The following is a 14,053-nucleotide window of genomic DNA, read 5'->3' as shown; positions in this document are numbered from 1 at the left end:
GTCGAGCGCTCAGCGACGTACCGTGCCTTCGGTCCCGTCCACGAGCACGACCTCTCCGTCCTGCAGCCTCGATGTGCCGTCCCCGGTGCCGACGATCGCCGGGATGCCGAACTCTCGCGCGATGATCGCCGGATGCGAGAGGACCCCGCCATGGTCGGCGACGACCGCCGCAACCTGTCCGAGGATCGGACTCCAGGAGGGTGCGGTGGTCGGGCACACGAGGACGTCGCCCTGGCGGATCAGGTGGAAGTCGTCCGGCCCGTGCACGATCCGGACGGGGCCGCGCGCTCGTCCGGCGGAGGCCGGCGTGCCACCGGCGAGCGCATCGGCCGGCGCCGTGCTTCGCGCCTGGCCTGTGATCGAGCCGAGGTACCAGATGAGGGCTTCGTTCGCGAACCGCGCTTCGGCCGGCAGCGCTCGGAGGTTCGGCGGCGGAGCGAGCGCCCCGACCTCGGGTCGGTCGGGGAGGAGCGCCGCCTCGTCGAACGCGCGCCTGCGCTCGGAGGCCACACGCCGGAGACGGTCTCCGCCGCCTGCCGCTTCCCGGAGTTCACCGGGTGTCAGCATGAAGCAGTCCTCGGCGCACTCGAGTCCGCCCTGCGCGGCGAGACGCGCGCCGAGCTCGACGGCGATGCGCCGGATCAATCCGAGCGGCTCGTTGAATCCGAGCAGCTCGCTCTCGTCGCGGGCCCCGTAGAACCGCGCAGCGCGGGCGACCGCGTGCCGCCAGCGGTGCCGGTCCTGCTCGGACGCCTCATCGAGCGCGAGGCCCTCGAGCGGCGAGGGGTCCCCGGTCGGACGCGGCGACGGCGTTCGGACGGCATCTGCACCGAGACGAGCCCGAACGCGCCCGACTGCCGCTTCGAACGCCGGCCCGAGCGATTCCGGCGCCTCGGCGAGGGTCCGGTCCATCGGGTCGAGGCCGAGCATCCTCTCCCCGTAGCGCTCGAGGTAGCGCTCGAACGCCTCGGCGAACCCGGTATCTTCGGCGATCATCGCAGAGAGGTCCGGGTGGCGCCGATCGACCGTCGGCGACTCGGCATCGACGGCCAACTCCGCCAGTCCGTCGAGCGCGACCGCCGCATCCGTGGAGGCCGACGAACCTGCCTGGAGCTCGAACAGGGCCCGGGCCGGCTCCCAGCCCAGCAGGTCGCGCGCCAGGAAGACGTACTCGCCCATCACCTGCGACAGCGCGAACACCACCGCGAAGTGCTCCGCGAGCGTCTCGTCGAAGAACTCCCTCGTCTCGTCGAGCCGTTCGAACAGCTCCCCGAGGCCGAGCGGGGAGAGGTCGACCGCACGCCGCCGCTGCAGCTCCGACGTGAGGCGAGGGGCGTCCCGCTCGACCCATCGCTCGAGCACCTCGCCCGCCGCATCGCCCCGGACCGCCTCGACCGAGCGGGCGATGCGCGTGCGGAGCGACGGGACTGCCCGGATGAGCAGGGGAAGCAGCCAGTCGGGTGGCGGGGGCAGCTTGGAGGGACCGCCGAACGGCAGCACCTCCGCGTAGACGCGGTGATCGACGACGTGCACCTCGGCCGTCGCGATGAGGAGCCCGAAGAGATCGGCTGCGCGGCCGAGCCCCGCGCGCATGGTGCCCGCCCAGATCCCGACCCCGAAGGGCGAGAGCCGATCCGGCCAGTGCAGCGAATCACGCAACCACGTCGCAGGGACGGGCGCCGGTGCGGCGGCGGCCTCGGGCGCGGGCAGCGTGGTGATCGGTCGACTCTGCAGCACGTGCAGCTCGCCGCCCGCGAACGCCCACTCGACGTCCTGCGGAGCCTCGAAGACCTCGGCGAGCTGCCGGACCAGTTCGGCGATCCGCAGCACCTCGGGCTCCTGGAGCACCACTGGTCCGGTGGCGCGGGTCCGGCGGACGGCGGAGTCGCGCTCGACGGCCCATCCCTCCGGCGAGGCCGCACCGTCGAGCAGGCGGTCGGCGAGGCCCGCCACGGCCTCGATCACGACGCGGTCGTCGCCGGTGACCGGGTCCCGCCCGAACGCCACCCCCGCCGAGGCGGGCGAGAGCTGCCGCTGCACGAGCAGGGCGAGCTGGCCGTCCCCCGTGCGGCGCGCGCGTCGGTACGCGACGAGATGCCCGCTCGTCGCGGAACGCCAGCAGCGTTCGACCGCGGCGATCGCGTCGTCGGCGCTCGCCACGTGCAGCACGGACTCGAACTGTCCGGCGAAGGAGGCCTCGGCGAGGTCCTCCGCGACCGCGGACGATCTCACGACGATCGGGTACCCGAGGCGGTCGCAGGCCGCGGCGAAGGGCTCACGGAGCTCGTCGGGAAGCCGCGGCACAGCGCCCGGCGAACGGGTCGCCCGGTCGTGGACCGCGGCCGAGAGGACGAACCCGTCGGGGACGACTCGCCCGTTCGCGCGCAGCTTCGCGAGCCGGAGCGCCTTGCCGCCGATGAGTTCGACCGGCAGGCGGGCGGCCTCGTCGAGCGGGATGAGCGCCGACACTGTGGTGTGCATGGCATCCTCCGTCGTGTGTGCATCAATCGGGGTTCGGGCGGCCTCCACGGGCGAGTTCCGCGAGCAGCGTCCGGACGATCCATCCGGCCGTCGTCGAGGCGTCCTCGTCGGAGAGCTGATCGGTGAGCAGCAGCCAGGCGCGCCCCGATGCGATCAGTCGGAACGCGGCGGCGACGCGCGCATGCTCGTCGGGGGCGAGTTCGGGGGCGACGCGGTCGACGGCGTCGTCGATCAGCTCGCCGACGCGCCCGTGCAGCGTGCCGCGAAGCGCGGAGTCGGGCGAGGAGGCCGCCCACGCGAGCACCAGCTCTCGGCGCCCGCCCAGCTGGAGCGCGAGATCCTCCAGCACGCGCGCGAGGTCCCGGCCGCCGGCCGACAGCGCGCGGTCGAAGCACGCTTGGAGGAACGCTCCGGTCTCCGCCTCGAGCCCGGCGAGGAGGTCCTCCCGGCTCCCGAAGTGCCGGTAGAGCGTGCGGAGGGAGCATCCCGCCTCATCGGCGACCGCCTGCATCGAGAGCTCGGCGACGCCGTCGCGCACGACCACGGCCGCGAGCGCATCGGTGATGACGCGACGGGTGAGATCCCGCTGGCGATCGCGCAGCGTGGGATCGGCGATCTGATGAGACACGGTTCTGGCCATTTCGCCCACCTTCATGCTCTCTTGGCACGAAGTCTGCCATAATTGAGCATTGCTCACAAGAGCTGCTCACCTGAGCAGGGCCGGTAGACTGACACGGTCAGGCATTCGCCCCGCGGCATCCGCCTCGCCGCCGTCTTCTGGAGCTCGCCACTCGTGACCATCAACACCCCCGCAAACATCGCTGCACCGACGACCCCGGTGCTCGACACCGTCGAGGTCGCGGCCACGACTCCCGAGAAGGAGCAGCCGTACGCCGCGCTGGGCCTGAAGCCCGACGAGTACGAGCGCATCCGCAACATCCTGGGCCGCCGCCCCACGAGCGCCGAGCTCGCGATGTACTCCGTCATGTGGAGCGAGCACTGCTCGTACAAGTCGTCGAAGATCTACCTGAAGCAGTTCGGCAAGAAGGTCACGCCCGACATGAAGAAGCACCTCATGGTCGGCATGGGCGAGAACGCCGGCGTGCTCGACATCGGTGAGGGCTGGGCCGTCACCTTCAAGATCGAGTCGCACAACCACCCCTCGTACATCGAGCCGTTCCAGGGCGCCGCGACCGGCGTCGGCGGCATCGTGCGCGACATCATCTCGATGGGCGCCCGCCCGGTCGCCGTCATGGACGCGCTGCGCTTCGGCGACATCTCCCACCCCGACACCGCGCGCGTCGTGCACGGCGTGGTGAGCGGCATCAGCTTCTACGGCAACTGCCTCGGCCTGCCGAACATCGGCGGCGAGACCTGGTTCGACGGCGTCTACCAGGCGAACCCGCTCGTCAACGCGCTCGCGGTCGGCGTGCTCCGCCACGAAGACCTGCACCTCGCCAATGCCAAGGGCGCCGGCAACAAGGTCGTGCTCTTCGGCGCCCGCACGGGCGGCGACGGCATCGGCGGTGCGTCGATCCTCGCGTCCGACACCTTCGCCGAGGGCGGCCCGACGAAGCGCCCCGCGGTGCAGGTCGGCGACCCCTTCGCCGAGAAGGTGCTCATCGAGTGCTGCCTCGAGCTCTTCCAGAACGACCTCGTCGAGGGCATTCAAGACCTGGGCGCCGCCGGCATCTCGTGCGCCACCTCCGAGCTCGCGTCGAACGGCGACGGCGGCATGTCGATCGTGCTCGACGACGTGCTGCTCCGCGACCCCACGCTCACCCCTGAGGAGATCCTCATGTCGGAGAGCCAGGAGCGCATGATGGCGATCGTGAAGCCCGAAAAGCTCGAGGGCTTCCTGAAGGTCGTCGAGAAGTGGGACGTCGAGACGAGCGTGCTCGGCGAGGTCACCGACACCGGCCGCCTCTCGATCATGTGGCACGGCCAGGAGATCGTGAACGTCGACCCGCGCACCGTCGCCGTCGACGGCCCGGTCTACGAGCGCCCCGTCGCCTACCCGACCTGGATCGACGCGCTGCAGGCCGACACGGCCGCGAAGCTCGACCGTCCGGCGACGCCCGACGAGATCCGCGAGCAGTTCCTGAAGCTCGTCGGCTCGGCGAACCAGGCGGATGCCGCGTGGGTGACCAACCAGTACGACAACTACGTGCTCGGCAACACCGCCCTCAGCTACCCCGACGACGCCGGCATGGTGCGCGTCGACGAGGAGTCGGGTCTCGGCGTCTCGGTCGCGACCGACGCGAACGGCCGCTACTCGCAGCTCGACCCGCGCCAGGGCGCGAAGCTCGCGCTCGCCGAGGCGTACCGCAACGTCGCCGTCACCGGCGCCGTGCCGATGGGCGTCAGCGACTGCCTGAACTTCGGCTCGCCCGAGAACCCCGAGGTCATGTGGCAGTTCTCCGAGACCGTCGAGGGGCTCAGCGACGGATGCCTCGAGCTCGGCATCCCCGTCACGGGCGGCAACGTCAGCTTCTACAACCAGACCGGTGACGTCCCGATCCACCCGACGCCCGTCATCGCCGTGCTCGGCGTGATCGACGACGTCGCCCGCCGCATCCCGAGCGGATGGCAGGACGAGGGCCACAACATCTACCTGCTCGGCGACACCGCGGCCGAGCTCGACGGCTCCGCCTGGGCCGGCGTCGTGCACGGCCACCTCGGCGGTCGCCCGCCGGCCGTCGACCTCGCCGCCGAGAAGACGCTCGCCGAGCTGCTCAACGCGGCGGCGATCGAGGGTCTCATCGACTCGGCGCACGACCTCTCCGACGGCGGTCTCGCGATCGCCCTCTCCGAGGCGGTGTCGCGCTTCGGCGTCGGCGCCCGCGTGTTCCTCGGCGAGGTCGTCGCCGACGCCGGCATCGACCTCGCGACCGCGCTGTTCAGCGAGTCGACCGGCCGGGTCATCGTCACGGTCCCCCGTGAAGACGACGTCAAGTTCCGCGGGCTGTGCGAGGGCCGGGGCTACCCGGTCCGCCGCATCGGCGTGACCGACGCCGCCTCCGGCACCCTCGAGGTGCAGGACGCGTTCACCGTCTCGATCGACGAGCTCCGCACCGTCAACCGCGCCCCGCTCGCCGACGCGTTCGGGCCGGTCGTCGGGTACTGACCGGCGGTCGAGCAGCGAAGCGCATCGAGGCCACATGACCGAGACCGAGCGGTACACCGACGCCTACGCGTCGACCCACGGACGTTTCACGGTCGTGCCGGCGGCGTACGTGCTGCTGCGCCGCGGCGACGAGGTGCTGCTGCAGCTGCGCCGCGGCACCGGCTACTACGACGAGCACTGGGCGTTCGGCGCGGCCGGCCACGTCGAGGCCGGTGAGTCGCTGCTCGCGGGCGCGGCGCGCGAGGCGTCCGAAGAGCTCGGCGTCGAGGTCTCGGCCGACGCGCTCGGGCTGCTGACGCTCATGCACCGCACCGACGGCAGCGGCCGCCCGATCGAGCAGCGCTTCGACGTGTTCTTCGAGGTCGGCGAGTGGACGGGCGAGCCGCGGCTCCTCGAGACGCAGAAGGCGGCGGCGCTCGAGTGGTTCCCGCTCGACGCGCTGCCCGAGCCCGTCGTGCCGCACGAGCTACGTGTGCTCGAGGCGCTGCGCGACGAGCGCCTCGAGCCGGTCACGCTCTTCGGATTCTGAGCCCCGGCGACGACATGGTCGATGCACTCGGAGTCCCCGGCTTGATCATGGGCGGCGCGATCGCGCTGTTCGCGGTCGCCCTCGTGGTCGGCATGGTCGTGCGCGCCGTCCGCGCGCCCAGCGGCCATCGGATGCGCGAGGCTTTCGGGCCGCTGGCAGGCGCGGGCGAGACCTACCAGGAGCTGCACACCGGCCAGCGCGGCCTGCAGGACTCGATCATCGAGTCCGTCCAGGAGCAGGAGCACGGCCGGCGGTCGACGAACGACAGGAAGCACACGAGATGAACGACTTCGCCTTCTACGGCATCCTCCTGGGCGGCGCGCTGGCGTTCTTCGCCGTCATCATCCTCATCGGCGTCGTGATCCGGGCGATCAAGGCGCCGCCCGGCGAGCGCATGCGCGAGGCGTTCCGCCTGCGCCCGCCGGCCGACGACGACGATCGGCGCGACTGGCGCCGCTGAGCCCGTTCAGCGCCGCCGCACCTCCTGCCAGAGCGAGGCCCAGTCCTCGGCGGTGAGCCGGCCGGGCAGCACGTCGCGGGCGAGGCCGCGCCGCGCGAGCCACGAGCACGCCTGGGCCCTGCTCATGGGCCGCGGGGTCCTGATGAGGATCTGCGCCATGCCGCGTCCGCGTCCGCGGAACACCGCCGCGACGAATCCGCAATAGCCGCGCCGCTCGGCCGGCGCCACGAGCGGGGTCGCCCGGCGCTGCACGCTGAACAGCCCGCCGTCGACCGCCGGCACCGGCCGGAAGGCCCGCGCCGGCACCCGCCCGTCGAGCCGGAACTCGAACCACGGCGCCGACTGCGCGGTGAGCAGGCTCGAGCCGCCGACGCCGCAGCGCCGGCGGGCGACCTCCCACTGCGTGAGCAGCACCGCGTCGGTCCAGCCGGGTCGTTCGAGGAGCGAGCGCAGGATCGCCGTCGTGAGGTGGAACGGCACGTTGCCGACGACCACGTGCGGCGCGCTCGGATACCGCCAGCGCAGCACGTCCGCCTGTTCGACGGTGACGCGGGCACCGAAGCGGCGCCGCAGCGACTCGGCGCGACCGGGGTCGAGCTCGACCGCCGTGAGCGGCCGGCCGAGGCGCGCCAGCGGATCGGTGAGGGCGCCGCCGCCGGCGCCCAACTCGACGATCGGGCCCCGGGTCGCGGCGGCGAGGCCGACGAGTCGGTCGATCGTGGCGCGATCGACGAGGAAGTTCTGCCCCAGCTCCTGCCGGCCGCCGTGACGGGTCGAGGTGGGACGAAGGGTGGACGGGTGTTCGCGTGTGCGCAAGAGTCTGCTCCGCTGCCGAAGATGGTCGGCCGGGTACGCGAGATCGCACCGCGGCCATGGTCATGGCCGAGGCGGAGTGACGTGGATGATCGGGTCGCTCCGCCTCTAGGCGGTGCGGGGCCGCGCGATCATCATCGTGGCGAATTGGCTACACACGAGAGTCGACGCTATCAGCTGCTGCCCGCGGGCGGGTCGACGAGCAGCCCGACGCGGTCGTCGAGATAGCGGTCGAGCTCGGCGAGGGCGCCCGGCTGGCGGGGGTTCCAGCGCACGCGCACGACCTCGCCGTCGAACACGACCGGCCCGGATGCCCCGTCGCGCGCGAGCTCGGCGAGATCGACCGGGGGCGCATCGAAGTTGACGGTCTCGCCCTCGGCGATGCCGCCCTTCACCGCGGCCGCCTGCCATGCCCGGTGCTCGGCGACGCTCGCCGCGAGCACGCTGCGTCGTGCGGGGCGTTCGGCGCGCACGACGTGGCCGGTGGCGTGCAGCCCGCCGTCGGGGGCGAGCAGCAGCACGCCGAGCCGCCAGACGCGGCCGCGGTCCGCCATGCGCACCGCCCGGGCGATGCCGAGCACCGCTTTCGGCTGCACGAGCTCGGCGAGCACCTCGTCACGGGCGTGCGCGGCGGCGAGGCGGGCGGCTGCGTCGGCGAGCGTCGCACGGAGCCGCACGAGCGGGTCGGGGGCCGGGCCCGTGGCATCCGTCATCGTGCACCGCCCTGCCGGGCGGGCGCGATCGCGGGAACGCGGGCGGTCATGCCCCCATGTTCCCGCGATCGTCGCCCGAGCGGAAATCCCGTGCTCAGTGGAGCGGCCGGCGGCCCGGTGCGACCCCGACGCGCACGTGCTCGCCCGTCGCCGCCTCGGCGAGCGCGAGGTCGAGCTCATCGAGCGCGTGCGTCGCGCCGACGAGTTCGTCGAGCGGCGTCGACCGCCAGGAGCGCTCGAGGAACGCGACCGCGCGGGCGAGCTGATCGGGCGTGTAGTTGTGCACCCCCGTCACGGTGACGAGGCGTCGCACGACCGTCTCGGGGTCGAGCCGCACCTCGGTGCCGGGCGAGACGCTGCCGACGAGCACCGCGACCCCGCGGACGCCGAGCGCGGCGATCGCGGTGCGCACGGCGGGCGCCGCACCCGAGGCCTCGACGGCGATCAGCAGCTCGGGGCGTCCCTGCGCGGCGAACTCGGCGAGCACCGTGTCGAGGTGCTCGCCGTCGCCCGGCGTCGCGGCGGGGTCGACCGCTCGCGCGCCGAACCGTCGGGCGAGCACCCGCCGCGAGGCATCCGGATCGGAGACGACGACCTCGGCGCCGGCCTGGCTCGCGATCGCGGCGACGCTGAGGCCGATCATTCCGCCGCCGGTGACGAGCAGCGGCGCACCCGCGAGCGGCACGTGCGCCGCGGCCGCGTCGAGCGCGGCCACCGCCGTCGCGGTCGCGCACGACGCGGGCGCGGCGACGAGCGCGGGCAGCTCCTCGCTGACCCGCACCACCGCAGTACCCGCCCTGAGCTGCACGTGGGTGGCGAAGCCGCCCGAGAGCTCCCAGCCGCGGTGCACCCGCTCGTGGCCGTACTTGGCGAGCGAGCGACACTTCTGGCTGAGGCCCCGGCGGCAGCGGTCGCACTCGCCGCAGCTCACCGCGACCGACCAGACGACGCGGTCACCGAGCTCGAGCAGTTCGCCGTCGGCCCGCACCGCCCCGTCGCCGACGGCGACGACCCGGCCGACCTGCTCGTGCCCGAGCACGAGCGGCGCCGGTGCAGGGCGATCGCCGCGGACGGTGTGCACGTCCGAGCCGCAGACGGTCGCGAGCTCGACCTCGACGAGGGCCTCCCCCGGCGAGAGGTGCACCCCCGGCGCCGCGAGCGCCTCGTGCGGTCGCCCCGGTTCGTACCAGACCATCGCGACGGGGGCCGGCCGGAGGATGAGGTCGGGCCCGGCGACACGCACCACGGTGTGCATCGCGCGCCTACTCGCCGTGCAGGCCGAGCAGCCCGGGCAGCTCGGCGATGCTCTCGATGACGGCGTCGGCGCCGGCCGCTTCGAGCGCATCGCGGTCGTGCGCACCGGTGAGCACCCCGACGACGAGCCCGGCGCCCGCCGCGGTCCCCGACTCGATGTCGCTCACCGTGTCGCCGACGACGACCATCGCCTCGACCGCGCTCGTCTCCGTGCGGAGCAGCGCCGTGAGAGGGAGGTCGGGGTGCGGACGTCCGCGGCCGGCGTCGGCCGGCGAGAGGGCGAGGTCGGCGAGGCCGTGCCAGTCGAGCGCGTCGAGAATGGCGTCGCGGGTGACGGGCGAGAATCCGGTCGTGAGCACGACGGATGCCCCGGCCTCGCGCAGGCGCTCGATGACGCGTGCGGCGCCCGGGATCTCGGCGACGCCCTCGCTCGCCACGAGCTCGGCGTACGCACCCTCGAACTCGGCGTTCGCGTGCTGCGCGGCGTCCTCGTCGCCGTTCGCGAGCACGCGGAACACCTCGATCTTCGACTGGCCCATCGTCTCGCGCACGTAGTCGAGCGCCTCGGCGAAGCCGTTGCCCGCAGCGATGCCGCTGCGCTCGGCGGCGAGCGCGAACGCCCGCTCGACCACGCCGTCGTCGGAGACCGTCGTGCCGGCCATGTCGAGCACGATGAGCTCGATCTCGCCCTCCTCGTCGACGTCGTCGGGGTCGGCGAGCTCGGCGTACTCGTCGATCTCGGCCAGTTCGTCTGCGGAGATGTCGGTGTCGATGGTCATGATCGGCCTTTCGGTGAGGTGGTTCGGGGTCGGGTGATTGACCGGGAGGCGGTCATCGGTCGGCGGGTACGAGGGCCGGAGCCGGAGCCGGCTCTGGCGGCTCGAGGGCGCGGCCGACGACGTGCTCGGCGAGCCCGAGCCCGCAGGTCATGCCGATGCCGGTCGTCGCGGCGGCGAGGTTGACGCCGGGTTCGGGGCGCTCGATGAGGAACTCCTCCGGTCCGCTCGCGTAGACGCCCTGCCAGCGCTCGATGACGCGCGGGTGCGGCACGCCGAAGAACGAGCCGGCCTCCGCGAGCAGCGCCTCGAAGGCGGCCTCGCTCTGGAACGGCGCGACCGTGGCGCCCCGGAAGTGGGTGTCGCCGACGATGAGCGAGCCGTCGGGCAGCTGGGTGTACATCTGGTTGAGGTCGAGGGCGGCGAGGTCGGGGCGCTCGGCGTGCAGCCGCTCGCGAAGGCGGCGGGCGGCCTCGGTCGCCGCGAAGGCGCCGTAGCGCACGAGCGACCAGCCGGTGAGCACGGGCGCGTCGAGCGGCGCGGCGAGACCGGCGTCGACGCGCAGCATGTCGAGCGCGCAGCGCACGATCCCGCGCTCCTCGGCCAGATCGGGGAACAGCTGGTCGAGGTCGTGGTTCACGGCGACGACGATCTCGCCCGCATCGATCGGCCCGCGGCTCGTCTCGACCCGGCCGCTGCCGACCCGGCCGACCGCAGTGCGGCGGCGGAACTCGACCCCCTCGCGTTCGAGGTACCCGGCGATCGCGCCGAGCGCCTGCCGCGGATTCGCCTGCAGGTCGCGCGGCAGGAAGGCCCCGCCGACCGCGGTGCCGGGGGCGAGCGGGATCCGTGCCGCGGCGTCGTTCGCGTCGAGCAGCACCACCTCGTCGTCGCCGCGCAGCGCGGCGAGCTCGGCGAGCACCTCGAGCTCGTCGTCGTGGCGAGCGGCGACGAGCGTGCCCGACTCGCGCAGCCAGACCCCCGCGTCACGGGCGAGGCCCAGCCAGATCTCGCGCGAGGCGAGCGCGAGTTCGCGGGCGGCGCCGTGCTGCGGCGTGAAGCAGAGGTGCCCGAAGTTGCGGATCGAGGCGCCGCTCGGCTCGCTGCCGCGCTCGAGCACGACGACCCGCAGGCCCCGGCGGTGCGCGGCGAGCGCGGCGCCGAGCCCGACCACGCCCGAGCCGACGACGGCGACGTCGACGCCGCTCATCGGAACACCCGCCGCATCCACATCGCGAGGCCCTCGACCACGAGCACCGTCGCGAGGATCATGAGCACGATCGCGGTGACGACCTGGTAGTTCGAACCCTGACCCGCGTTCAGCAGGTAGTAGCCGATGCCGCCGCCGCCGACGATGCCGAGGACGGTCGCGGCCCGGATGTTCGTGTCGAGCAGGTAGAAGCTGTGGCCGATGAGCGCCCGCGTGCCCTGCGGCAGGGTCGCCGAGGCGTACACCTGCGAGCGGCTCGCACCGGTCGCACGGAGCGCGCGCTCGGGGCCCGACTTCACCTCCTCGAAGGAGTCGGCGATGAGCTTGCCGGCGAGGCCGATGCCGCCGAACGCGAGCGCGAGGGTGCCCGCCTGCGCCCCGAGCCCGGTGATGACGATGAGCACGATCGCGAGGATCACCTCGGGGATGCCGCGGATGACGACGAGCAGCAGCCGCATCGAGGTGCGCACCGCGCCGTTCGGGGCGACGTTGCGCGCGGCGAGCGAGCCGACGAACACCGAGACGACGATCGCGAGCAGCGTCGCGGCGAGCGCGATGCCGATCGTCTGCCCCATCGCGCCGAACATCGTCGCGGCGTCGTAGTTGCCGAAGTCCGGCGGCCAGAACTGCACCGCGATGGCGGGCACCTTCGCCCAGAAGGTCACGAGGTCGCCCCACTGGATGTTGCACACGAGCACGCTGCCGACGACGACCGCGAGCGCCACCCAGCCCCAGACGGTGTTGCGGATCCGCACCGCATCCCATGGGCGGCGGAGCGCGGCTTCGAGCGACAGCGCCGGCCGAGCGGCCGAGGACGGAGTCGTGTCGAGGTCACGCGACGAGGGCGAGGGGCGCATCCGACGCGCGAGCCGCGCGCCGAGGCTGCGGCCCGTCGGCGTCACGCCGAGCATGGCCGACCTGACCACGCTCGACACGACCTCCATCACGATGCAGAGCGCGAACATCACGAGGGCGATGCCGAGCCCGAGCGAGTAGTTCAGCGACTTGAACGCGAACGACATCTCCATGCCGAGGCCGACGACCCCGACGTAGCCGAGCACGACCGAGCCGCGCAGGTTGATGTCGTTGCGGTGCAGCACGGTCGCGACCCACGACGGCAGCACCTGCGGCAGGATCCCGCTCGTGAACTCCTGCCACTTCGAGCCCCCGGCGGCGCGGATCGCGAGCCTCGGCCCCTCGTCGATCTGCTCGATCGCGTCGGCGAAGAGCTTCGAGATCATGCCGATCGAGTGGATGCCGATGGCCAGGATGCCGGGCAGCGAGCCGAGCGAGAACATGAGCACGAAGACCATGGCGAGCACGACGTCGGGGATGGCACGGGTCAGCACCGTGACGAAGCGCCCGAACGCCTGCCAGCCCGCCCCCGGCGTCGTGTTCGACGCGGCGAGGTAGGCGACCGGCACCGAGATCGCCGCGGCGAGCAACGTGCCGCAGAGCACGAGCCCGACGGTGAGCGCGGTCAGATAGAGGAGCTGCGCGGGCTCGGGGAAGCTGATGGGGCCGACGCGGGCGAAGAACCGCTCGGCGTTGCCCCAGCTCTCGACCATGCTCGGGATCGAGATGCCCGAGTCGACGAGCGCGACGATCGCGGCGACGACGATCGCCACGAGCGTGAGTGCTGCGGCGATCCGCTCGGGCGAGCGACGGCGCTTCGGCGCGCGCTCGGCGATCGAGCGGGCGTCGGATGCCTCGGCGGGCCGCCGCGACGGTGCGACGAGGGTCGACATCAGCGCACCCGGTTCAGGCCTGCGGCCACGAGCGGCTCGGATGCGGCGGAGGGCTCGTGCGCCGTGGCATCCGCAGCGCCGAGCTCGTCGACGAGTTCGCGCTCGATGGCCTCGAGCTCGGCGGTGGCGGTCGCGACGCGACCGTAGATCTCCATGACCTCGGCCTTCGAGAGGCCCTCGGCCGGGGTGTCGAGCACGACCTCGCCGTGGCGGAGGCCGACGATGCGGTCGCCCCACGAGAGGGCGAGGTCGACCTGGTGCAGGCTGCAGACGACGGTGAGCCCGGCGTCCATGGCGATCTCGCGGATGAGCGCCATCACCTGCTCGCTCGACTCGGGGTCGAGCGAGGCGACCGGCTCGTCGGCGAGGAGGATCTCGGGGTCCTGCATGAGGGCGCGGGCGATCGCGACGCGCTGCTGCTGCCCGCCCGAGAGGGTGTCGGCGCGCTGGTACGCGCGGTCGAGGAGGCCCACCCGGTCGAGGTGGCCGAGCGCGGCGAGCTTCAGCCGCCGCGGGTAGCTCCAGAGGCCGAGGCGAGGCCCGCGGAGTTCGGCGAGCGCTCCCGTGAGCACGTTCTCGAGCACCGTCAGCGACGGCACCAGCTCGAACTGCTGGAACACGAAGCCGATACGGCTGCGCAGGGCCCGGAGGCGCCGGCCCGCCAGGCGCGGCACCTCCTGGCCGAGCACGCGCACGGACCCGGAGGTCGGGATCTCGAGGCCGTCGAGGTGACGCAGGAGCGTCGACTTGCCCGAGCCCGAGAGCCCGAGCAGCACGACGATCTCCCCGCGCTCGACGCGCAGCGCGGCATCCCGCAGTGCGACGGTCGAGCCGAACTCCTTCGTGAGCCGCTCGACGTCGATGACGACGTCGGTGCCGGCGGGGGTGGTCTCGTTCATCTCAGGCCTCGTGTCCGTTCCGTGGTCCGTGCGCGTTCAGTAC

13 protein-coding genes are annotated in these 14,053 nt (G+C 73.0%); 4 read left to right on the top strand and 9 right to left on the bottom strand.

The genetic code is table 11. The features are described 5' to 3' along the window. Nucleotides 1–9 precede the first annotated feature (9 nt). Both ACFVAJ_RS09170 and ACFVAJ_RS09165 read right to left on the bottom strand, forming a co-directional pair. Nucleotides 10–2,481, bottom strand: coding sequence for a PEP/pyruvate-binding domain-containing protein (locus ACFVAJ_RS09170; protein ID WP_376943334.1), 2,472 nt, complete (start codon nucleotides 2,479–2,481; stop codon nucleotides 10–12). Nucleotides 2,482–2,503: 22 nt separating this feature from the next. After that, on the bottom strand, nucleotides 2,504–3,121 hold the full coding sequence (locus tag ACFVAJ_RS09165; RefSeq protein ID WP_376943332.1) for a TetR/AcrR family transcriptional regulator: 618 nt from the start codon (nucleotides 3,119–3,121) through the stop codon (nucleotides 2,504–2,506). Nucleotides 3,122–3,274: 153 nt separating this feature from the next. On the opposite strand from ACFVAJ_RS09165, the gene purL reads away from it, so the two are divergent. The 4 genes from purL to ACFVAJ_RS09145 are packed head-to-tail and all read left to right on the top strand — an operon-like array spanning nucleotide 3,275 to nucleotide 6,597. Then, nucleotides 3,275–5,608, top strand: coding sequence for a phosphoribosylformylglycinamidine synthase subunit PurL (gene purL, locus ACFVAJ_RS09160; RefSeq protein WP_376943330.1), 2,334 nt, complete (start codon nucleotides 3,275–3,277; stop codon nucleotides 5,606–5,608). A 34-nt stretch (nucleotides 5,609–5,642) separates the two neighbouring features. Further along, a complete protein-coding gene (locus tag ACFVAJ_RS09155; protein WP_376943328.1) occupies nucleotides 5,643–6,137 on the top strand; it encodes an NUDIX domain-containing protein in 495 nt (164 codons plus the stop codon). A gap of 14 nt (nucleotides 6,138–6,151) precedes the next feature. Then, nucleotides 6,152–6,421 (top strand): hypothetical protein, encoded by a 270-nt coding sequence (locus tag ACFVAJ_RS09150; protein ID WP_376943326.1) that lies wholly within the window; start codon nucleotides 6,152–6,154, stop codon nucleotides 6,419–6,421. Next, entirely contained in the window at nucleotides 6,418–6,597 is a 180-nt protein-coding gene (locus tag ACFVAJ_RS09145; RefSeq protein WP_376943324.1) for a hypothetical protein, read from the top strand. Before ACFVAJ_RS09150 ends, ACFVAJ_RS09145 begins: the two co-directional genes overlap by 4 nt. Before the next feature lie 6 nt (nucleotides 6,598–6,603). Here the strand turns inward: ACFVAJ_RS09145 and erm are convergent, their stop codons facing one another. The 7 genes from erm to phnC form a co-directional block, all read right to left on the bottom strand. Further along, nucleotides 6,604–7,413 carry a 23S ribosomal RNA methyltransferase Erm gene (erm, locus tag ACFVAJ_RS09140; protein WP_376943322.1) on the bottom strand — a complete coding sequence of 270 codons (810 nt, stop codon included), beginning with the start codon at nucleotides 7,411–7,413 and terminating at the stop codon, nucleotides 6,604–6,606. Between the two features lie 170 nt (nucleotides 7,414–7,583). Further along, on the bottom strand, nucleotides 7,584–8,123 hold the full coding sequence (locus ACFVAJ_RS09135; RefSeq protein WP_376943320.1) for a hypothetical protein: 540 nt from the start codon (nucleotides 8,121–8,123) through the stop codon (nucleotides 7,584–7,586). A 94-nt stretch (nucleotides 8,124–8,217) separates the two neighbouring features. Beyond that, a complete protein-coding gene (locus ACFVAJ_RS09130) occupies nucleotides 8,218–9,378 on the bottom strand; it encodes a zinc-binding dehydrogenase (protein WP_376943318.1) in 1,161 nt (386 codons plus the stop codon). A gap of 7 nt (nucleotides 9,379–9,385) precedes the next feature. Continuing rightward, a complete protein-coding gene (locus tag ACFVAJ_RS09125; protein WP_376943316.1) occupies nucleotides 9,386–10,156 on the bottom strand; it encodes a phosphonatase-like hydrolase in 771 nt (256 codons plus the stop codon). Between the two features lie 52 nt (nucleotides 10,157–10,208). After that, the gene (locus ACFVAJ_RS09120) at nucleotides 10,209–11,363 is read right to left on the bottom strand and encodes a TIGR03364 family FAD-dependent oxidoreductase (RefSeq protein ID WP_376943314.1); all 1,155 of its coding nucleotides are present in this window, start codon (nucleotides 11,361–11,363) and stop codon (nucleotides 10,209–10,211) included. Continuing rightward, entirely contained in the window at nucleotides 11,360–13,111 is a 1,752-nt protein-coding gene (gene phnE / locus ACFVAJ_RS09115) for a phosphonate ABC transporter, permease protein PhnE (protein ID WP_376943312.1), read from the bottom strand. The genes ACFVAJ_RS09120 and phnE overlap by 4 nt, the downstream gene beginning before the upstream one ends. Next, nucleotides 13,111–14,010 (bottom strand): phosphonate ABC transporter ATP-binding protein, encoded by a 900-nt coding sequence (phnC, locus tag ACFVAJ_RS09110; protein ID WP_376943310.1) that lies wholly within the window; start codon nucleotides 14,008–14,010, stop codon nucleotides 13,111–13,113. Before phnC ends, phnE begins: the two co-directional genes overlap by 1 nt. Nucleotides 14,011–14,053: the final 43 nt, after the last annotated feature.

It is taken from the genome of Agromyces sp. NPDC057679 (assembly GCF_042799635.1).
Taxonomy (GTDB): Bacteria; Actinomycetota; Actinomycetes; order Actinomycetales; family Microbacteriaceae; genus Agromyces.
This window is presented reverse-complemented; position numbering and strand designations above follow the sequence as displayed.

Coding starts and splice junctions, on each gene's coding strand:
- ACFVAJ_RS09170 (WP_376943334.1), bottom strand. CDS start 2,481: ATGCACACCACAGTGTCGGCGCTCATCCCGCTCGACGAGGCCGCCCGC.
- ACFVAJ_RS09145 (WP_376943324.1), top strand. CDS start 6,418: ATGAACGACTTCGCCTTCTACGGCATCCTCCTGGGCGGCGCGCTGGCG.
- phnC (WP_376943310.1), bottom strand. CDS start 14,010: ATGAACGAGACCACCCCCGCCGGCACCGACGTCGTCATCGACGTCGAG.
- phnE (WP_376943312.1), bottom strand. CDS start 13,111: ATGTCGACCCTCGTCGCACCGTCGCGGCGGCCCGCCGAGGCATCCGAC.
- ACFVAJ_RS09120 (WP_376943314.1), bottom strand. CDS start 11,363: ATGAGCGGCGTCGACGTCGCCGTCGTCGGCTCGGGCGTGGTCGGGCTC.
- ACFVAJ_RS09165 (WP_376943332.1), bottom strand. CDS start 3,121: ATGGCCAGAACCGTGTCTCATCAGATCGCCGATCCCACGCTGCGCGAT.
- ACFVAJ_RS09130 (WP_376943318.1), bottom strand. CDS start 9,378: ATGCACACCGTGGTGCGTGTCGCCGGGCCCGACCTCATCCTCCGGCCG.
- ACFVAJ_RS09135 (WP_376943320.1), bottom strand. CDS start 8,123: ATGACGGATGCCACGGGCCCGGCCCCCGACCCGCTCGTGCGGCTCCGT.
- ACFVAJ_RS09125 (WP_376943316.1), bottom strand. CDS start 10,156: ATGACCATCGACACCGACATCTCCGCAGACGAACTGGCCGAGATCGAC.
- ACFVAJ_RS09150 (WP_376943326.1), top strand. CDS start 6,152: ATGGTCGATGCACTCGGAGTCCCCGGCTTGATCATGGGCGGCGCGATC.
- ACFVAJ_RS09155 (WP_376943328.1), top strand. CDS start 5,643: ATGACCGAGACCGAGCGGTACACCGACGCCTACGCGTCGACCCACGGA.